The following is a 19,634-nucleotide window of genomic DNA, read 5'->3' on the forward strand; positions in this document are numbered from 1 at the left end:
CTGAAGAAGGTCGTGTAAGTATTTATTTACCAACGAAATGAGGTGCGCGCTTCTCGATCGAAGCGCGCAGCGCCTCGGCGCCGTCCTGGCTACGCCCGCACAGCAGGCCGGCGGCAAGTTCCGCCTGTAGCTGCTCGGCCAGGGTGCGTTGGGCACCGTCGCGGATCAGGCGCTTGGTCTGGGCATGGGCGAAGGTCGGGCCATTGGCCAGGCGCCCGGCCAGTTCGGCTGCGACCGCCGGCAACTGGTCGTCGGCGCATACCTCGCCCACCAGCCCTGCGGCCAGGGCTCGTTCGGCGCTCCACAGTTCGTCGAGGAACAGCAGGCGCTTGGCCTGTTCGGTGCCGATCAGCCGTGGCAGGTGCCAGCTGGCCCCGGCGTCGGGGCTGTAGGCCATGCTGGTGTAGCCGGCCTTGAAGCGCGCCGAGGCGGCGGCGATGCGCAGGTCGCAGCACAGGCTCAGATCCATACCGGCGCCGACGGCGGTGCCGTTGATGGCGGCGATGGTAGGTTTGTCCAGGCTGTGCAGGCGCTGCATCAGGGCGTGGGCGGTCTCGGTCCAGCCGTAGCTTTCCAGGGCGCCACGGGCTTCGGCCTCGGCCCATTCGGCAAGGTCTGCACCGGCACAGAAGCTGCGGCCGGTACCAGTGAGCACCACTACCCGCACGGCTGGGTCGGTGTTGAAGGCCTCCAGCAGTGCGTGCAGCTGCTTCAGGCTGGGGATGTCCAGCGCGTTGCGCTGCTCGGGGCGGTTGAGGGTGATCCAGGCAACGCCGGCTTCGACCTTGCTCAGCAGTGGCGACGGGCTAGTCATGGGAGGCCTCGATGTTGTTGTGATGGTGTGAGGGACAAGGTTTGAAGAGATACTAAACGAGTGTTCAACAAGGCGGCAATCGAGGTAAAACTGCGTGTAACAAATGAAGTTACTCGTATAACTCATTGTTTTTAATGGATTTAAAATGACGAAGAATGAGTTCGATCGCTGCGTTGTTACAACTTTGCACAACTGAAGTTTTGTCGTGCCTGCTCCAACGCAATCGCGGGACAAGCCCGGTCCCACAGGGGAACCAGCGCTAGCCTGTGGTACCGGGCTTGTCCCGCGATAGGGGCTTCAGGTGAGCGCGCGGTTCAAACCCCAGGCGCGCTCGGGGCGAAGGCCCCCTGACGACGGCGATTGACCAGGAAATATGCCGCATAGCACAGGGCAATGAAGCCAAAGCCCCAGTACAGCGACGGCCGCTGGGTCTCGTCCATGGCCAGGAACACGAACAGCGAACTGCACAGGGCGATGCACAGCAGCGGCACCAGCGGGTACAGCGGCGCGCGGTACTTCAGGTCCTCGAGCTTGCCGCCGTCACGCAGGTACGCCTTGCGGAAGCGGTACTGCGCCAGGGCGATGACGATCCAGGTCACGGTGCCGGACATCCCGCTCACCGCCATCAGCACCATGAACAGCGTATCCGCGGCGATGAAGCTGGTCATCAGCGATACCAGCGCGAAGCACAGGGTGACGCTCAAAGCCCGCAGCGGTACGCCACGCTTGCTCAACGGCGACAGACTCTTGGGCGCCATGCCGGTCTTGGACATGGCCCAGAGGATGCGGGTGGAGGCGTACAGCCCGGAGTTGCCCACCGAGAGGATGGCGGTGAGGATGACGAAGTTCATCAGGTCCGCCGCGTACGGGATGCCGACCATGTCGAACACCTGCACGAACGGGCTTTCCATCAGACCGGCCTGCTCATGGGGCACGATGGCCGAGAGCACGGCGATCGCCAGCACGTAGAAGATCAGTACACGGAACACCACGTTGCGCACCGCACGCGGAATACTCTTTTCCGGATGCTCGGTCTCCCCGGCGGCCACGCCCATGATCTCGCAGCCCTGGAAGGCATAGACCACGGTCATCATCACCGCGAACACCGCCGACAGGCCATGGGGGAACGCGTCGCCGACCAGGTTGTCCAGCATCGGTGCTGGCGCCCCGCTCTCCAGCGGGATGCCGCCGAAGATCACCAGCACGCCGATGACGATGAAGCCCAGGATGGTCGCGACCTTGATGCCGGAGAACCAGTACTCGGCCTCACCGAAGGCGCGGGTGGCCAGGGCGTTGAGGCCGAACAGCACGCCGACGAACAGCGCCGACCAGTACCAGATCGGCACGTCGGGGAACCAGCGGGTCATGAGCATGCCTGCGGCGGTGAACTCCAGGCCCACGGTGGTGGCCCAGCTCATCCAGTACACCCAGCCGATCATGAAGCCGGTGGCCGGGCCGATGAATTTCGTGGCGTGGGCCTGGAACGAGCCGGATACCGGCATCTGTACCGACAGCTCGCCCAGGCAGACCATCACCAGGTACATCAGCAACCCCGCCACCAGGTAGGCCAGGATCGCGCCCACCGGGCCGCCTTGGTTGATGGTGACCCCCGAGCCCATGAACAGGCCGGTGCCGATCACGCCGCCCAGCGACAGCATGAAGATGTGGCGGCTCTTGAGCGCGCGGGTCAGCTGGATACCTTTGCGGTCGGTGGCCTCAGACATGGCGCACCTCGGCTCGGCAGGTACGCTGCAACGGCAGGGAATTGAGAGGGGCATCAGCTTTACGGCAGTTCATTATTGTTATCTCCAATAAGCCTCATGGACCGTGGGGCGCACGGTTGCCATCGATTATTGGAAACGGATGTAAGGTGCCGTTGTACGAAAGGATCGAAGATGTAAAAAGTCGTAACTTTTTTGTACGTCAGCCCTGTATCAGCTGTTCCAGGGTGGCGCGCGCCCCGGCAAGCTGCATGGCCAAGGGCTCGCCGAGGCCTTCCAGAGCCGCTAGGTCATCAGCCAGCGCAGCATCCTCCAGGCGCCGCAGTACCGCCCCCAGGCCACGAAAGCCCAGGGAATCGCTGCTGCCCGCCAGGCGATGGGCCAGGTGCGCGACCTCGGTGCAGTCCTTGGCCTGCATGGCCTGGGCCAGCGCCGCCTGGTGCTGCTCGATGGCCTTGCGCAGGACCACCAACAAGCCTTGCACCTTCTGCTCGCCGAGCAAGGTGCGATGGGTTTGCAGCAATGCCCAATCCACGCTGTCGTCCGGCGCCTTGGCTGGTATCGCTGGCGCCGCCTCGGCCAGGGCCTGGCGCAAGCTGTCCAGGCGCAGCGGTTTGGCCAGCACGCCCTGCATGCCCGCTTCCATGTAGCCGGGCACCTGTGCAGGCTGCACACCAGCGGTCAAGGCCAGGATCCGGGTATCGCGATTGGGCCCCGTCGTGGCGCGCACGTGGCGGCACAATTCGACGCCACTCATACCCGGCAGGTGTACATCCAGCAGGATCAGGTCGAAACGGTGCCGCGCACACATCGCCAGGGCCTGCCCTGCATCTTCGGCGAAGCTGACCAGGTGGCCATCGCGGGTGAGTAGACCGCCGGCCACCTCGCGATTGAGCGCCACGTCCTCGACTACCAGGATGTCCAGCGTTTGGGAAACCTGGCGAATGGGAGCCTGGGCCTGAGGCTGCCGGCCTCGGGCCAACTCCAGCTCGAACCAGAAGCAGCTGCCCTGCCCCTCGGTGCTGTCAAGGCCGATGCGCCCGCCCAGTTTTTCTACCAGGTGCTTGCAGATCGCCAAGCCCAGGCCCGTGCCGCCATAGCGCCGCGCCACAGTCTCGCTGGCCTGGGTGAAGCGCTCGAAAATCCTGGCCTGCATGGCCGGGGCGATGCCGATGCCGTTGTCGCTGACCTTCACGCTTACCCGCTGGCTCGCACCCTGGTTGGCCAGCACCTGGACCTGAAGGCTGACTTGGCCGTGCTCGGTGAACTTGATGGCGTTGGCCAGCAGGTTGCTCAGCACCTGGCGCAGGTACTGCTCGGCACCATAGTGGAAAGGGAGCAGTTGCGGGTCGATCTGGCAATGCAGCCGGTTACCGTTGTCCACGGCACGGGGCTCGAGCAGGGTCATGACCTCCTCGCAGAGCTGACGCAGGGAGAAGTCGACCCGGTCCGGGCGGCTCTCGCCCTCCTCCAGACGTGCGAAATACAGCACTTCGTTGAGAATCGTGAGCAACCCCTCCCCGGCCTTGTACAACGCCTCCAGACGCTGCCGGTCGAGGTCGTCCAGGCGCCCGCCGCGCAGCAGTTCGGCCATGCCGAGAATACCGTTCAGGGGGGTGCGCAGCTCATGGCTCATGGTCGCCAGGAAACGCGACTTGGCCAGGTTCGCCGCCTCGGCCTCGTCCTTGGCCCGAGCCAGGCTCTCGGTGCGCCGCTCGACCATGGCCTGCAGCTCGTCGCGCTTGTCCTGCAAGGCCAGGCGATCTAGCTCGCGGCGCTCGATGTCGCTGAGAATCGCCCGGCGCATGTCATCCAGGGCATGGGCCACGGTGTCGATCTCGTCTGGGCGCGCCGAATGGCGCCGGCCCAGGCGCAGAGGCTCCTGCCACTGCCCGGCGCCGATACGTCGGGCGAACTCGGCCATCACCTGCAGGTGGCGCGTCACCAGGCGGTAGAACAGCCCAGACAGCGCCACGGCCAGGCCGCACAGGAAGACGCCCATCCATAACAGGCTGGTGAGACCGGTTGCGAACAAGCGGCGATGCACCGCGCCCAGGTCGATGCTGACTTCCAGCTCGCCCAGATGGCGCAATGGCCCGGAAGGCGGCTGATAGTCCAACGGGAAGCGCTCGATGCGCAGCGGCCCCTTGGGCTCGGCCTGGCCCCGTAGCAGCCGGAAGTCGTCGCTCAACAGCCGCACCCGGGCCACATCGGAAAAATCCACCAGGCCACGCAACTGCACATCCAGCTGCGCCTCGTCCAGGTCCCACAGGCTGCGCTCCAGGCTGGCCAGGTAGCCGGCGCGGATCAGGTCCATGCGCGCTTCGATGTCGCGCATTTCCCGGCGGTATTCGAAATACAGCTGCACCGAGCTGGCCAGCACGGTGAAGCAGAGGCTGAACAGGAAGATGAACAGCAGCAGGCGGCGCAGCAGGCCGTCGGTGTGCAGGCGGATCATGGTGCATCCGCCGGTAAATTGATCATGTCGCGGTAGGTCACCTCGCTCTGCCCCAGCCAGACGTCGATCTCGCCGCTGTCGGTCATGCGCCGCAATTGCGCGTCGATGGCATCCATCTTCCGGCTCAGGGGCGAGTGGCGCGAGACTGCGACACGCAGGTAGTCCACGCTCAGGGCCTTGGGCAACGCCTGGATGTCCTCGGCGCCGGCCAGGTGCTCGACGAACAGTTCGCCGGTGCGCCGCTCCTGGATGACGAAGTCGATGCGGCCACGGATCAGCTTGCCGAAATTCTGCTGGCTGGACGACACCCATTCGATGTTCTGATGCCGGGCCACGAAACGGTCGAACTCGGCGCCATAGCTCTCGCCGAACAGCAGCCCGCCGCGATAGCCGGCCAAGTCTTCGATGCGCTGGAAATGCACCGGCCGGCGTCGGTTGTAGAACACCGCCACTTCCTCGCGCAGCACCGGCACCGTGGAAAAACGCATGCTCTGGTCGCGCTGGTCGGTGTTGTAGGCCAGCACCACGTCGACCCGCCCGGCCGCCGCGTCCATCAGGCAGCGTTTCCAGTTGCCCAGCACCACGATCTGCACGTCGTAGCCCAGGCGCCCGAGCAACTCACGCACCACGGTCGGGGCCAGGCCACGCACCTGACGCCCGTCACTCCAGGAGATCGGTGGGTAGACCGGGTAATCGCAATAACGGATGCGCTCCCCGGCCCCAGCCTGCAGGCTCAGCAGCACCAGGGCCAGCACCAGCAGGCGGCCCATGGGGTTCAGGCCGCCACGCTGGCGGTGAACAGGTAGCCGGTGCCGTGGATGGTGATGATCAACTGCGGCTCGGCCGGGTCGTCGTGCAGCTTGCGCCGCAGACGGCCGACCAGTACATCGATGGAGCGATCGTTGGGTACCCATTCGCGGTTGCGGATCTGGTCCATCAACTGGTCGCGGGTCAGGGTATGCCCGCTGTTGCGCAGGAACACGCTGAGCAGCTGGAATTCGCCATGGGTCAGCAGCGTTTCGCCGCCATCGGGGTCGATCAGCCGGCGCCGGTCGGTATCGAGCGACCAGTCGGCGAACTGCTTGAGCGATTGGGTGCACGCCGGTGCGGGCTGGGCGACGCGGGCATGGCGCACGCGGCGGATCAGGTTCTTGGCACGTGATACCAGCTCGCGGGGGTTGAGCGGCTTGATCACGTAGTCGTCGGCGCCGCATTCCAGGCCGACGATGCGGTCGATGTCATCGTTGCGGCCGGTGATGAGGATGATGCCGACCTCCGAACGCACCCGCAGCTCCCGGGTCAGGGTCAGGCCGTCCTTGCCCGGCAGACGGATGTCCAGCAGCACCAGGTCGACATCCTGGCTGGCGAGGAAGGCATCGGCCTGCTCGGCGGTATCAGCGCTGTGGACGTCATAGCCTTCCTGGGACAGATAGGCATGCAGCAAGTCGCGAATAAGCGGATCGTCATCGACGACCAGTACCCGAGGCGTCATTGCGTGTTGTCTCTTTCTTATTGGTGTTGTTCTTCGAACCCGCGACGGCAGCGTACCCGTTACTGAACAGGTGATCAACAGCCCTCGATCAGGCTGAAGCGCCGCCTGCCGCCGGCCTGCAAGCCATCGACCCAGGCTTCGCAGATCAGCACCCCTTGTTCGGGCGAGAAGGTTCCGGGGTTAAGCCCGGATTCGAGCCACAAACCGTCGAGCAAGGCGCTCAGGCTGATGGCGGCAAGGTCCGCGTCGAAGCCCTGCCAGCTTTCCTCGCTGGCCAGCGCGCCCAGCAGGCGGCTCAGTTCGTTGCGGTATTCACCATAGGAATGGTCATGCACCTGGTTGATGGCGTCGGCCGTTTTCACCGCGCCCCAGAACGCCAGCCAGGCATCGAGTAGCTGTGGGTCGAGCAGCTCGGCGCAGAACGAAGCGCGGAAGAACGCCGACAGCCGCTCGCGCGCATTGGGCGCAGCCTGGGCCATGGCGTCGCGCAGCAGGCCCATGACCCGCCCCGTCACCGCCATGTAGGCCTCGGCGACCAGTTCGTCCTTGCCCGAATAGTGGTGGCTGATCAGCCCCACCGAGACCCCGGCCTCGGCCGAGATCTTGCGGATCGAGGCGCCCTGGAAGCCGTGCCGTTTCAGGCAGGCAAGGGTCGCCTCGACCAGGTTGGCCTTGCGCAGTTCCGGCAGCATGCGGTTGTAGCGGGCTTCCTGGCTCATCGTGGTTCTCATTGGGACTAGTCTGGCTGAACGACTGTACAACAAGCCGAGCACCGTGATAAACCCTCCCTGCCACCGGCCTGGCGTTCATGCGCCGAGGCCCCGATCACAACAACAAAGCGGCTGCCATGAACGACCTGATCACCTACGCGCTGGACCAGGGCCTGCTGACCCTGACCCTCAACCGCCCCGACAAGCTCAACGCCCTGAACGTCGCCATGTACCGCCAGCTGGGCGACCTGCTGCGCGCAGCCGACGAAGACCCGCTGGTCGAGGTGATCCTGATCACCGGTGGTGTACAGACCTTCAGCGCCGGCAATGACCTGCGCGATTTCCTCGACAACCCGCCCCGCGACCGCGACAGCCCGGTGTTCTGCCTGATGCGCGTGGTCATGGGCCTGGCCAAGCCGCTGATCGCCGCCGTCAATGGCCCGGCCATCGGCATCGGCACCACCCTGCTGCTGCACTGCGACCAGGTGCTGGTCAGCCGCTCGGCCAAGTTGCGCATGCCGTTCGCCCCGCTCGGGGTGTGCCCGGAGTTCGGCTCCAGCCTGTTGCTGCCCCGGCTGCTCGGCCACGCCCGGGCCGCGCGGTTGCTACTGGCCAACGAACTGCTCAACGGCGAACAGGCCGTGGCCTGGGGCTTGGCCAACGAGCTGCATGAGGATGGTGAGCAATGCCTGGCCGCCGCCCGGCAACTGGCGCGCAAGCTGCAGGCGATGCCCCAGGAGGCCCTGCGTATCAGCAAGCGGCTGCTCAAGGACAGCTACCGAGCGGAGCTGGAGGCCACGGTAGAGCGTGAAAGCCAGTTGTTCGTCGAGCGCTTGCAGAGCGCCGAGGCCAAGGCAGCATTACGGGCGTTGGTCAAGGACTGAATCTCAGCGTGCGAAGGCCCGGACCAACTGTTCGATGATCAAGCGTATCCGGGTCGTGTGGCGAAGGTCTTTGTGGGTGACCATCCACACGTCGTAGGGATCCCTGCGCTCGCGCGTCGGCCACAGGCGCACCAGGCCATCGCGCTCGCCCATGTCGATGGGGATCTCGCCGATACCCAACCCTTCGGCGATGGCGCGGCGCACCATGAAGCTTGAATTCACTGCCGCCACCACTCGACCCTGGTCGATCGCCTCGTCGACCAGGGTCGGTACCGATCGGTCGCGCCAATACGGTTCGTACATCACCAGGTCGTGCCCGGCGAATCCGCTGCCCGGCACGGGCTCGCCGTGCCGCTGCAAGTAGTCGGCACTGGCGTACAGGCCCATCGGCCAACTGGCGAGCTTGCGCAGAATCAGGTCCGGGTTGTCCGGACGCAGGTTACGGATGGCGATATCGGTCTCGCGTTGCGACAGGTTGATCAGCTCCGAGGAACCATGCAGCACCACGCGGATGTCAGGGTGTTCCAGGTGAAGCTCGCGCAGCGCCGGCAACACGAAGTCGCAGGCTAACGAGTCGGTGGTGGAGATCCGTACCTCGCCCGAGTCTTCACGATCGACCCCGCGGATACGTCGGGCCAGCTCCAGCGCGGCACTTTCAACCTTTTGTGCCAGCGCGAATGCTTCTTCGCCGATGCTGGTCAGTTGATAACCCCCTGGGGTTCGCAGGAACAGGGTCGAACCTAGATCCGCCTCCAGCGCGGCGATGCGCCGCCCCACAGTGGCCTGGTCGACCCGCAACACCCGTGCGGCACGGCGCAATGTCAGTTCGCGGCCCAGGGCCAGAAGGATCCTGGCGTCATCCCAATTCATCGATGTTTTTCCTCGTAGCACATCTGCAACACAGCGCCGCAAAATCGCCGCGCGCCCGCAACAACGGAGTTCCGTACCTTGTCATGCAATGTCTTCTACACCAAAAGGCTGGAACCCATGAACAAACGCTCCGATATGATGGCCATCGAAATCACCCAACCAGGCGCTCCCGATGTCCTCAAACCTACCCACCGGACCGTACCCGAGCCTGACGCACGGGAAGTGCTGATCAAGGTTCGGGCTGCCGGCGTCAATGGCCCGGACCTGCTTCAGCGTAAGGGCTTGTACGACCCGCCCGCCGGCGCTTCGGACATTCCTGGCCTGGAGGTCGCCGGCGAAGTCGTCGCCCTGGGTCGCGAGGTCCGGCATTTTGCAATTGGCGATCCGGTGATTGCCTTGGTCACCGGCGGAGGCTACGCCGAATACGCAGTGGCCGATGAACGCACCACCTTGCACCTGCCCGAAGGCCTGACAATGGTGGAGGCCGCTGCACTGCCTGAAACCTTCATGACCGTCTGGGTCAACCTGTTCCAGCGTGGCGCCTTCAAGGCCGGCGAATCGGTGCTGATTCATGGCGGCGTCTCCGGCATCGGTACCACCGCGACCATGCTGGCCAAGGCGTTCGGCGCCTCACGGATCTTCACCACCGTGGCCAACCCTGAACAGCAGGCGGCCAGCCGGGCCCTCGGCGCCGATGTGGCGATCAACTACAACCGTCAGGATTTTGCCCACGAAGTGCTGCACCATACCGACGACCAAGGCGTGGATGTGATTGTCGATATCATCGCTGGCGATTACGTGGCACGTAACCTCCAGGCCGCCGCCTTGAACGGTCGTATCGTGCAGGTTGGCGTGCTCAAGGGCCCCGCGCCGCAACTGGACCTGTTCCCGTTGCTGACCAAGCGCCTGACCCTTGTTGGCTCGACCCTGCGCTCGCGCAGCGCCGACGACAAGGCGCAGATCATAGCCCAGCTGCAAGAACAGGTCTGGCCTCATGTTCGCAGCGGTGCGGTCAAACCACTGATCTTTTGTACCTTCGACCTCGTCGAGGCAGCCAAGGCCCATGCCTTGATGGAAAGTGGTCAGCACATGGGTAAGGTGGTGCTCACCGTCGACGCCTGAATACCGGGCCTTTTCAGTCGCCCATGTCCGTCAGTTCGCCGTTGCGCAAGGCGACCCTGACGGCTTGGGCGGTCGTATCGACGCCAAGCCGACGGCGTGCCGAACGCAGGTGGTTCTCCACCGTGCGCGGCGACAGGCCAAGGGTCGCGGCGATGTCGGCCTGGCGTCGCCCGGCAGCTGTCCAGGCCAGCACCTCCCGCTCGCGCTCGGAGAGCTGGCGCACATGGCCGTCGACGGGTGCCTCCAGCAATCGGCGGGCGGCCCAGAACGCCGCCGTCGCCAGCATGGTCAAGGCCACCCGCGCACGCGGCGACGCGTCGATCCGCTCACCGCCCAGGCTCATCGCCCCCTCCAGCCCTGCCGGGCCGAACACCGGAACCTGCAGGCCATGGACGCCGGGGCCAATGGGCGAGCGCACCACCCGGTAGCGTTCGTTGCCGTCCACCGACACCTTGCTCCAGTAGAACGGTGCGCGTGCCTGCAGGATGTGATGGGTCACCGGGCAATGGCGCACATAGGTTTCGGCATCCACCGGCAAATGGTCGCCGAACCAGTTTCCCTCCACCCAATGAATGCGCTCGACCACCTCGTCTCGCGCCGCTGTGGCGGAGAACAGCACGAAGCGGTCGTAACCCAGCGGCCCAGCGAAGCCACGCACTGCGTTCTGGACGACCGTGAGCGCCCTGGCGCCCTCGATCTCCAATGCCGTGCCGAATATCCCGTCGACGGGTAGGCTGCTCACCTTGCGCCCACCTCGTCGAGCAGCGCAGCAGCCGCCAGCTTGCCGAGCGCGTTGCCAGCCAGTGGGCTGTCACCGGTGAGCAGCTTGCGGTCGCGCAGGGTCGCACCAGAAATGTCCTGGTTGACGATTTCAACGCCCAGAGCTTTGAGCCGCTCGCCGAACCTCCAGGTCAGGTGGCCGGGCATGTAGCCGATGTCGGGGGTTTTGGCGTCCAGGTCATCGGGGAATGCGCAAATACGGTAGCCGTTGTAGATACAGCTTTCGCGGCTTTCATCGAGCCCCGCAGCCAGCAGCGCAGCGGGCCCGTGGCACAGGGAGATCACGAACTTGTCCTGCGCAGCCGCCCATAGCAACACCCGCTTGACGTCCTGGCTTTCGGGTAGGCCGATCAATGCGCCATGGCCGCCGGGTATGAACACACCGATATAATCCGAATCCGGGCCCAGTGCTCGCTCGATCACATCGGCAAGCTTGAGCGGCTGCTTGAATGCATCCCGGTAGCGGGCATACAGCCCCTTGACCTCTACGTCCTGCGAAGGCATGGCCCAGAACTCGAATTTCACCGGATTGCCGGACAAGGTCGCCACGTCGAAGGCGAAACCGGCCTTGTCCAGGTGATACATCGGCAACAGGGTTTCCACGGGATGGTTGCCGGTAGAGAACATGGTGCCGTTGTCGGTCAGCAGATAGCGCTCGTCGGCACCGATCATCAGTACCTTCCAGCGACCGCCGGTGTAGGGTTTGGGGTAGTCGGCGCCACTGAGGTCGGATTTGGGCGCGGTGAACTGGCTGAGCGAATAAGGGGAAGGGAAGAACGCGTTATCTTCGGCGGGGTCAGGTGTGGGGCGCTTGTCGTCCTGGGGGCTCGTCATGGTGTTCTCCAGCTGAGTTGGATTGGCGAAATCCATGCTAGGTGCCTGATCGGCCAGCGACAATGAGGGTTTTCCCGCAATTGCGCTGATGCCAACCCGGCAGTCTAGCCCAGTGACCAGTAGCGCGTGCTGTTGCGCTGAGTGGAGGTGACTCGCGCCTCAGCGCAACGCCACCTGCCATAGCCTGGCAATGTCGGTCGCCCGCGCCTTCAGCAGTACCCCGGCTTCGGTACAGGCCCGCTCCAGGGTCATCGGCCCGCTGGTCAGGGCAAACGCGGCATCGATACCGTGGGCGTAGAGCTGTTGGTAGCCCTCGCCGAGCGTGCCGGCCAGCACCACCACCGGTACGCCATGACGCTTGGCGACGCGGGCCACGCCCATGGGCGTCTTGCCGCGCAGGGTCTGGGCATCGAAGCGCCCTTCCCCGGTGATCACCAGGTCGGCGCCCTGCACCAGGGCGTCGAGGCCGGCCAGGTCCGCGACCACCTCGACTCCTGGGCGGAAGCGAGCGCCCATGAATGCCTTGGCGGCGAAGCCCATGCCGCCGGCCGCACCGCAGCCCGGGAAGTCGCGTACATCCTCGCCCAGCAGGTGCGCGCAATGGTCGGCGAAATGGCCCAGAGCCTGATCCAGCACCTGCACCTGCTCAGGGTTTGCTCCTTTTTGCGGACCGAAGATCGCCGAGGCGCCATGGGGGCCGCACAGGGGGTTATCGACATCGGCGGCCACTTCCACCTGGACTTCGGCCAAACGCGGGTCCAGGTCACTGGCATCGATTCGCGCCAGGCCGGCCAAGGCCTGCCCGCCTTCTGCCAGCGGTTGTCCGTCTGCATCCAGCAAGCGCAGGCCGAGCGCACGCAGCATACCGCTGCCGCCATCGTTGGTCGCGCTGCCGCCAATGGCCAGGACGATACGCGTGGCGCCGGCGGCCAGAGCCGCAGCGATCAGCTCGCCGGTGCCCCAGGTGCTGCTGCGACAGGCGTCGCGCTGGCCGGTGGGCACCAATTGCAGGCCGCTGGCCTGGGCCATTTCGATGATCGCCGTGCGGCTGGATGCCAGCCACCCCCAGCCGGCTTCGACCGGCGCACCCAGCGGACCACGCACCATCTGACGACGCAGTTCGCCCTGGCTGGCGGCGAGGATCGCCTCCATGGTGCCTTCGCCACCATCGGCCATGGGGCATTCGACCAGTTCCGCGTCCGGCCAAACCTCGGCCAGACCCGCACCGATGGCGCGGGCGACAGCGGCAGCGTCGAGGCTGTCCTTGAACGAATCGGGGGCGATGACGACTTTCATGGGGATTCTCCTGATCCAGATAACCCGCATGCTGACAGGTGTAGCGCAAGGTGGCCTCTGGCGGATGCACAAAAGTGTGATGGTGGTGTTTGGGCGAATGCCTGCGGCGCGGAATTTCCAGGGGCATTACGGGCCCCATCGCCGGCAAGCCGGCTTGTATGGTGATACTTGAAGGGGTGGTGGGAGATTACCCAGCCCTTCGGGCTGCGCTGTCGCGCAGAGAACAAGCGGCTAGCGCGGCCCCTTGTGGGAGCGGGCTTGTCCCGCGATTAAGGGCGCAGCCCTTGCCAGGCGACGGTGATATCCGGCCCGGCCCAATCGCGGGACAAGCCCGCTCCCACAAGGCCCGCAAAATCAAATAGTTATGCGTTGTTCTATGAGAGCCGGCTTGCCGGCGATTGGCCGGAACGGGCAACAGCATCATGAATCCTGAGCGAGCAAGGCTGGTTGAGCGCATTGGTGATTACCCACATTGGGATGCGATCTGGCTTTGAGTAAAGGGTTGTCTTCATCGCCGGCAAGCCGGCTCCCACAGGGTGTGGTTGGCGCTGCACCAGTGGGAGATAACCCATCCCTCCCGGGCTGCGCTGTCGCACTAAAGAACAAGCGGCTAGCGCCGCCTGTGGGAGCGGGCTTGTCCCGCGATCAAGGGCGAAGCCCTTGCCACGCGACGGTGATATCGGGCCCGGCCCAATCGCGGGACAAGCCCCACAAGGGCCTGCACAATCAAATAGTTATGCGTTGTTCTATGAGAGCCGGCTTGCCCACAACCATAGAATCTCCCAAAAACGGTCCGTGAAACCAAAAGCACGACCACCCGTGAAATAAATTTGAACGCCATCCTCCGATAGGCTTCGAAAGATCGATACCCCGCGATCCTTGCCCAAGGAGCCAGTCATGACTTTCCTGCTGCGGCCATACCTGCCATGAAGCCCTATTACCGTGCCCCCTGCGCCTGCCTGGAGCTGGATTTCGTGCGTGACACCCTGTTCGGCCCCGTGGCCCAACGCGTGGAGTGCCATGTTCAGCTCGCCGCCCTCAACCTGCAAGGTTCCCCGGCCCTGCGCCTGCACATCGACCCACCCCTGCCGGACAAGCTCGACCGTGCCCATAGCGTGGCCTTCGAGTGGGATGGCCGCAGCTATCACGGTGTGGTGCGCGACCATGCAAAGTGCGGGGACGGCGGCATGAACCTGGTGCTGGAGCTGCAATAAGCGATCAACGGCCCACAGTTCGCCTGAACCCTGGGCCCTTTGCGCTTCTCCATAACAAGAGGACACGCCTGCCCTCGAGGAGAATGCCATGAACAGTCCGTTGCTCAAGCTCTTCACCCACCCCGGTGCCGCCTGGCTGGACATCCGCCGCGCCGAGGAAGCCCATCCGCAACAGTACTTGCCACGCCTGTTGGCCCTGGCCCTGATTCCCGCGCTGTGCCTGTTCGTCGGCACCACCACCTTCGGCTGGAGCCTGGCCGCGGAGGAACGGGTACGCCTGAGCATGGGCAGCGCCGCGCAACTGGCAGGCCTGCTGTATGCCACCACCGTGGTCGGCGTGATGCTGATGGGCGTGATGATCCGCTGGATGTCCCGCGGTTTCGACACCCAGCCGACCCTGAACCAGTGCATCGGCTTCGCCGCCTACTGCGCCACGCCCTGGTTCGTCGCCGGCGTGGTGGGTTTGGTGCCCATGCGCTGGCTGGCGGTGGCGGCGCTGCTGGCGGCCTCGGCCTATGCCACGGTGCTGTTGTATGGCGGTTTGCAGACCTTCCTGCGCCTGCGCAAGGAACAGGCGATGCTGTTCGCGACCTGCGTCTGGGGGGTGGGCCTGTTGCTGCTGGTGACCATCCTGGTGGCGATGATCCTGTTCTGGTTCAACGGCCTGATGCCCGAATATGTGCGCCCGGCCAGCCTCGGCTGACCGGGTCGCGACGACCGTCAGGCGATGGCCTTGAGCGCGGCTGTGTGGCCCAGGCGTTGCGCCTTGCGCAACTGGGTCACCAGCTCGTGCAGGTCCCGGCAGCTGTTCAGGCTGTCCAGAGGAATACCGCTGACCGTGAGGCAATCGTCCAGGCTCTCCCCTTGCCCCAGGCGGATGGTCAGGCTGACACCGTCCGGGCAGGTCACCTCGCAGCGGTCCGGCAGGCAGGCCTGTTCGATCAGCTGACGCATCTCTAGTAGCGAAACACCTATCAACGACATGGTTCGACCCTCTCTATACTGGATGGCCTGTTGTGTGTGAGTACGCCCTATGTTGGCGAAGTGCCAATTGATATTGCGCATGCTCAAGCGGCGGTCCATTCGCGTGAACAATGCAGCCGCGCAAATCTCTTAGCACCTTAGAGGAAGAACGCCGCAAGGCTCCGGCTGTTCGATCGGCTGCGGGCCAGAGGCGACGGGCGGTCGGGTCTTCACCGTTCGTCGTTGGAAACGAACTTTTTTCAAACTTTTGCGCCTCGGTGTGATTCCCACGGATAGGCCATGGAATGTCTTGCACCTGGCCAGCCCTCGATGCTGCGCAAGGGATGTGGATACCCGATGATCGATGCAAAACTCTTCGTGATCGACTATGAACTGCACGGCCAGCACAAGTCCTTCGTGATCCGGGCCGAGCGGATGGACAACGCCGAGGCCTGGCACTGGGCCAGTTGCGATGCGGGGGTGGCCCGTATCGGGCGATATGGGCGGGAGAAGATCAAGAAAGTCAGCAAGCCCGTGGCGGAGCGCTACGGGATCACTGAGGTGCATTGGCGCCAGTCAGGATAATGGGCTGGGTGATCTCTCACAGAGACCTGAGCGGGCTCGCCCCGCGATGGGCCACAAAGCGGCCCCTTTACTGCCCCCCCACCATCTGCCCAAACCGCCCCGCCTGGAAATCGGCGAACGACTCGGCGATTTCTGCCTGGCTGTTCATCACGAACGGGCCATAGCCAACGATGGGCTCGTCGATCGGCTCGCCGCTGAGCAACAGCAGGCTGACTTCTTCCAGCGCCTCGACCTGCACATGCTCGCCATCACGCGCCAGCAACACCAGGCTGGCCGGGCCAGTCTCACGCTCGCCATTGACCCGCACGTTACCGCGCAGTACCACCAAGGCTGCGTTGCGTCCTGCGGCGATCGGCAACTGCAGGGTGGCACCCGCTCTCAGGCGCAGGTCCCAGACGTCCATGGCGGTGAAGGTTCGCGCCGGACCTTGATGGCCCTGGTAGGCCCCGGCGATCACCCGCAGGCTACCGGCCTCGCCTTCCAGCGACACCACCGGGATATCCGTGGACAACAGGGTCTGGTACCCCGCTGCCGCGCGCTTGTCACGGGCCGGCAGGTTGACCCACAGTTGCACCATCTCCAGGGTGCCGCCAGTGCGGGCGAAGGCCGGCGAGTGGAACTCCTCGTGGAGGATGCCGTTGGCGGCGGTCATCCACTGCACATCGCCAGGGCCGATCAGGCCACCGGCGCCGGTGGAGTCGCGGTGCTCCAGCTCGCCCTGGTAGACGATAGTCACGGTCTCGAAACCCCGGTGCGGGTGCTGGCCGACCCCACGCCGCGCGGTGGTCGGGGTGAAGTCGTGCGGGCCTGCATAGTCGAGCAGCAGGAATGGGCTGATATGGCGCGCCAGGTTGTCGTAGGTGAACAGGCTACGAACCGGGAAGCCGTCCCCGACCCAATGGCCGTGGGGGCTGCGGTGGATACCCAGAATCTTTTTCATGAGAAGTCTCCTCTCTCAGATGGCTGGGTATAACACTACTTATGGAACCAATGTTGCGGTAGACGGCAAAATTGGCATTGTTCGTCTCACTAGCGGAACAATCATGACGTGTTCGCCGTAGCAGGTTCGGCGGCTGTGAGATCTCGCAACCCGCTCTCAAGCCGTCTACTGAACGCTGATCGCCCGCAACCGCTGCCCTACCCGTGGCCCGAACACATTGATCAGCAACCCCAGCATGACCAGTACAGCGCCCCAACCCTGTACCGCACTCAAACGTTCATCGAGCAGCCAGGCCGAGGAGCTCAGGCCGACCACCGGCACCAGCAGCGAAAACGGCGCCACCTTGCCTGCCGGATGCCGCGACAGCAATGTGCTCCACAGACTGTAGCCAAGCATGGTGGCCACGAATGCCAGGTAGGCCAGGGCCAGTGCCGAGCTCCAACCAATGTTGGCCAGGGCATGGCCGATCCGCTCTGGCCCCTCCAGCCACCAGGACAGCGCCAGGAACGGCAGCGGCGGTATCAAACCGCCCCAGATCACCAGGGCCACCAGGTCCACCGAGCCGAACCGGCGGGTGATGATATTGCCCATGCCCCACATGGCGCCGGCGCACAGGGTCAGCAGCAGCGCCAACAGCGGCACATGGCTGCTGTTCTCGCTGCCGATCAGCACCAGCCCGCCCGCGGCCACCAGCAGGCCCAGGAGGCTGGCCAGGCGCAGGCGCTCGCCGAGAAACAGCGCGGCGAACCCGAGGGTGAAGAACGCCTGGGACTGCAGCACCAATGACGCCAGCCCTGGCGGCATGCCGCTGTACATGGCCTGGAACAGGAAGGCGAACTGGCCCAGGGAAATGGTCATGCCGTAGGCGATCAGCCAGCGCCAGGGCAGTTTCGGGCGCCTGACCAGGAGCACCGCCGGAAAGGCCACCAAGGCAAAGCGCAAGGCACCGAGCAGCATGGGCGGCAGGCCATCGAGGCCAACCTTGATGACCACGAAGTTGACGCCCCAGGCGATGATCACCACCAGGGCGATCAGCAGGTCCTTGACTGGCATTGCGGTTTCCTTCTTCAGGCTTTCTAGACATATTTCGTAACAGCATAAGGCCTTTGTTTTCCCACGGACCAGCACAGTTGGCCATCAGCCTTGCGCAACAGTCGTGCCGGCGAGGCGTCTGGTACAACGAACTGCGGCCAGACGGACCGTGTCAAGCTTCACTTGACCCTACTTGTCTATACATGCTCATATCGCACACAGCCATCCTTTCCTTGCAGATGGCTGCCCGCCCCCACAAGAACAAACAAGCGGAGTGCCCCATGCCCAGCAAACCCGTGATCGAACGGCGCTCGATCGACTACATCCCCGAAGCTGAACGCCATGGACGCGTGTACAGCCAATTCACCTTGTGGCTGGGAGCCAACCTGCAGATCACTGCGATCGTCACCGGCGCCTTGGCCGTGGTGCTCGGCGGCGATGTGTTCTGGTCGCTGCTCGGCCTGTTGCTCGGCCAACTGATCGGCGGCGCCGTCATGGCCCTGCACGCCGCCCAGGGGCCGCGCCTGGGCCTGCCGCAGATGATCTCCAGCCGAGTGCAGTTCGGGGTCTACGGCGCGGCCATTCCCATGGCCCTGGTGTGCCTGATGTACCTGGGCTTCACTGCAACCGGCACGGTACTGTCCGGCCAGGCCATCGGCCAGTTGTTGAGCGTGAGCGACAGCACCGGCATCCTGATCTTCGCCGGGGTGATCGTGCTCGCCACCCTCGCCGGCTACCGGGTGATCCACTGGATCGGCCGCGTGGCCAGCGTGCTCGGCATCATCGCCTTCGTGTACCTGTTCAGCCGCATCCTGATGCTGGCCGACATCGGCCAGTTGCTCGACAACCGCCACTTCACCTGGGCCTCGTTCTTGCTCGCGGTGTCGCTGGCCGCTTCTTGGCAGATCGCTTTCGGCCCCTATGTCGCCGACTATTCGCGCTACTTGCCCAGCACCACGTCACCGGTCAAGACCTTCCTCGCCGCCGGGCTGGGGTCGGTGATCGGTGCCCAGGCCTCGATGATCCTCGGCGTGTTCGCCGCAGCTATCGCCGGTGGGCAATTCTCCGGCCACGAGGTGGCGTACATCGTCGGCCTGGGAGGCGCTGGTACCACGGCCGCGCTGCTGTACTTCAGCATCGCCTTCGGCAAAGTGACCATCTCGACGCTGAACTCCTACGGCAGCTTCATGTGCATCGCCACCATCATCAGCGGGTTCCGCGGCCACCTCGAGATCAGCCGCCTGCAACGCCTGGTGTTCGTGCTCGGCATCGTCGGCGCCGCCACCCTCGTCGCCCTGCTCGGCCAGCACTCGTTCCTCAGTGCGTTCAAGTCGTTCATCCTGTTCCTGCTGACCTTCTTCGTGCCTTGGAGCGCGGTGAACCTGGTGGACTACTACTTCATCACCAAGGAGCGCTACGACATTCCGGCCCTGGCCGACCCCGAAGGCCGCTACGGGCGCTGGAACTGGCCAGGGATCATCGTCTACACCATTGGCGTGCTGGTGCAAATGCCATTCATCGATACCAAGCTGTACACCGGCCCCATGGTCGCCCACCTGGGCGGCGTCGACGTGTCCTGGCTGATCGGCCTGGTGGTGCCTAGCCTGCTGTACTACTGGATCGCCCGTGGCCGCGCCGCACAGGCACCGGCCCATATCATCGTTCCCGACGCCCGCTGATTTCCCGCCCTCCAGGTAGCGGACGCCCGTTCGCTACCTGCGCCTGATCTCGCTCCTACCGCAAACGCCCGCCGGTACCTGCCTGTGGGAGCCGCCGCCCGCACACAGCATGAGCGGCAGCCTCGAGGGCAGCGATGAGCCTGTGGGAGATTCTATGGTTGTGGGCAAGCCGGCTCCCACTGGTGCAGCGCCAACCACACCCTGTGGGAGCCGGCTTGCCGGCGATGAAGACAACCCTTT

The 19,634-nt window shown here is 64.6% G+C and carries 19 protein-coding genes; 6 read left to right on the forward strand and 13 right to left on the reverse strand.

Features of this window, described 5'->3' with window-relative positions:
* Positions 1–22: 22 nt before the first annotated feature.
* From IRZ56_RS12865 to IRZ56_RS12890, 6 genes are all read right to left on the reverse strand, one after another.
* The gene (locus tag IRZ56_RS12865) at positions 23–814 is read right to left on the reverse strand and encodes an enoyl-CoA hydratase/isomerase family protein (protein WP_196145288.1); all 792 of its coding nucleotides are present in this window, start codon (positions 812–814) and stop codon (positions 23–25) included.
* A gap of 314 nt (positions 815–1,128) precedes the next feature.
* Entirely contained in the window at positions 1,129–2,538 is a 1,410-nt protein-coding gene (locus IRZ56_RS12870) for an amino acid permease (protein ID WP_196145289.1), read from the reverse strand.
* A gap of 199 nt (positions 2,539–2,737) precedes the next feature.
* Positions 2,738–4,993, reverse strand: a complete 2,256-nt coding sequence (locus IRZ56_RS12875) for an ATP-binding protein (RefSeq protein WP_196145290.1) — start codon at positions 4,991–4,993, stop codon at positions 2,738–2,740.
* Complete coding sequence (locus IRZ56_RS12880) at positions 4,990–5,763, reverse strand: substrate-binding periplasmic protein (protein ID WP_196145291.1); 774 nt, start codon at positions 5,761–5,763, stop codon at positions 4,990–4,992. Before IRZ56_RS12880 ends, IRZ56_RS12875 begins: the two co-directional genes overlap by 4 nt.
* A 5-nt stretch (positions 5,764–5,768) precedes the next feature.
* A complete protein-coding gene (locus tag IRZ56_RS12885; RefSeq protein ID WP_196145292.1) occupies positions 5,769–6,485 on the reverse strand; it encodes a response regulator in 717 nt (238 codons plus the stop codon).
* Positions 6,486–6,559: 74 nt separating this feature from the next.
* Complete coding sequence (locus IRZ56_RS12890; RefSeq protein ID WP_196145293.1) at positions 6,560–7,204, reverse strand: TetR family transcriptional regulator C-terminal domain-containing protein; 645 nt, start codon at positions 7,202–7,204, stop codon at positions 6,560–6,562.
* A 128-nt stretch (positions 7,205–7,332) separates the two neighbouring features.
* On the opposite strand from IRZ56_RS12890, the gene IRZ56_RS12895 reads away from it, so the two are divergent.
* Positions 7,333–8,079: an enoyl-CoA hydratase gene (locus IRZ56_RS12895; protein WP_196145294.1), complete on the forward strand. Its 747-nt coding sequence runs from the start codon at positions 7,333–7,335 to the stop codon at positions 8,077–8,079.
* 3 nt (positions 8,080–8,082) lie between these two features.
* Here IRZ56_RS12895 and IRZ56_RS12900 read toward each other — a convergent pair whose 3' ends face one another.
* Positions 8,083–8,949: a LysR family transcriptional regulator gene (locus IRZ56_RS12900; protein ID WP_196145295.1), complete on the reverse strand. Its 867-nt coding sequence runs from the start codon at positions 8,947–8,949 to the stop codon at positions 8,083–8,085.
* Between the two features lie 135 nt (positions 8,950–9,084).
* Between IRZ56_RS12900 and IRZ56_RS12905 the strand changes: the two genes are divergently transcribed.
* Positions 9,085–10,071: an NAD(P)H-quinone oxidoreductase gene (locus tag IRZ56_RS12905; protein ID WP_196145305.1), complete on the forward strand. Its 987-nt coding sequence runs from the start codon at positions 9,085–9,087 to the stop codon at positions 10,069–10,071.
* Positions 10,072–10,084: 13 nt separating this feature from the next.
* On the opposite strand, the gene IRZ56_RS12910 is transcribed toward IRZ56_RS12905, so the two are convergent.
* From IRZ56_RS12910 to IRZ56_RS12920, 3 genes are all read right to left on the reverse strand, one after another.
* Positions 10,085–10,813, reverse strand: coding sequence for a PA1136 family autoinducer-binding transcriptional regulator (locus IRZ56_RS12910; RefSeq protein WP_196145296.1), 729 nt, complete (start codon positions 10,811–10,813; stop codon positions 10,085–10,087).
* On the reverse strand, positions 10,810–11,685 hold the full coding sequence (hchA, locus tag IRZ56_RS12915; RefSeq protein ID WP_196145297.1) for a glyoxalase III HchA: 876 nt from the start codon (positions 11,683–11,685) through the stop codon (positions 10,810–10,812). Before hchA ends, IRZ56_RS12910 begins: the two co-directional genes overlap by 4 nt.
* 159 nt (positions 11,686–11,844) lie before the next feature.
* A complete protein-coding gene (locus tag IRZ56_RS12920; RefSeq protein ID WP_196145298.1) occupies positions 11,845–12,981 on the reverse strand; it encodes a glycerate kinase in 1,137 nt (378 codons plus the stop codon).
* 926 nt (positions 12,982–13,907) lie between these two features.
* Here IRZ56_RS12920 and IRZ56_RS12925 point away from each other — a divergent pair.
* Together IRZ56_RS12925 and IRZ56_RS12930 are read left to right on the forward strand one after the other, a co-directional pair.
* Positions 13,908–14,195 carry a hypothetical protein gene (locus tag IRZ56_RS12925; RefSeq protein WP_084857532.1) on the forward strand — a complete coding sequence of 96 codons (288 nt, stop codon included), beginning with the start codon at positions 13,908–13,910 and terminating at the stop codon, positions 14,193–14,195.
* Between the two features lie 88 nt (positions 14,196–14,283).
* Positions 14,284–14,898 carry a Yip1 family protein gene (locus tag IRZ56_RS12930; RefSeq protein ID WP_196145299.1) on the forward strand — a complete coding sequence of 205 codons (615 nt, stop codon included), beginning with the start codon at positions 14,284–14,286 and terminating at the stop codon, positions 14,896–14,898.
* A 17-nt stretch (positions 14,899–14,915) separates the two neighbouring features.
* Here the strand turns inward: IRZ56_RS12930 and IRZ56_RS12935 are convergent, their stop codons facing one another.
* Entirely contained in the window at positions 14,916–15,179 is a 264-nt protein-coding gene (locus IRZ56_RS12935) for a DUF1652 domain-containing protein (RefSeq protein WP_196145300.1), read from the reverse strand.
* Positions 15,180–15,515: 336 nt separating this feature from the next.
* Here IRZ56_RS12935 and IRZ56_RS12940 point away from each other — a divergent pair, with 336 nt between their 5' ends.
* Positions 15,516–15,743: a DUF6555 family protein gene (locus IRZ56_RS12940; RefSeq protein ID WP_084857528.1), complete on the forward strand. Its 228-nt coding sequence runs from the start codon at positions 15,516–15,518 to the stop codon at positions 15,741–15,743.
* Positions 15,744–15,810: 67 nt separating this feature from the next.
* Here the strand turns inward: IRZ56_RS12940 and IRZ56_RS12945 are convergent, their stop codons facing one another.
* Positions 15,811–16,683 carry a pirin family protein gene (locus IRZ56_RS12945; RefSeq protein ID WP_196145301.1) on the reverse strand — a complete coding sequence of 291 codons (873 nt, stop codon included), beginning with the start codon at positions 16,681–16,683 and terminating at the stop codon, positions 15,811–15,813.
* Between the two features lie 165 nt (positions 16,684–16,848).
* On the reverse strand, positions 16,849–17,736 hold the full coding sequence (locus IRZ56_RS12950) for an EamA family transporter (protein WP_196145302.1): 888 nt from the start codon (positions 17,734–17,736) through the stop codon (positions 16,849–16,851).
* Positions 17,737–17,996: 260 nt separating this feature from the next.
* On the opposite strand from IRZ56_RS12950, the gene IRZ56_RS12955 reads away from it, so the two are divergent.
* The gene (locus IRZ56_RS12955) at positions 17,997–19,394 is read left to right on the forward strand and encodes a purine-cytosine permease family protein (protein ID WP_196145303.1); all 1,398 of its coding nucleotides are present in this window, start codon (positions 17,997–17,999) and stop codon (positions 19,392–19,394) included.
* Positions 19,395–19,634 lie beyond the last annotated feature (240 nt).

It is taken from the genome of Pseudomonas guariconensis, from assembly GCF_015680235.1.
Lineage (GTDB): Bacteria > Pseudomonadota > Gammaproteobacteria > Pseudomonadales > Pseudomonadaceae > Aquipseudomonas > Aquipseudomonas guariconensis_A.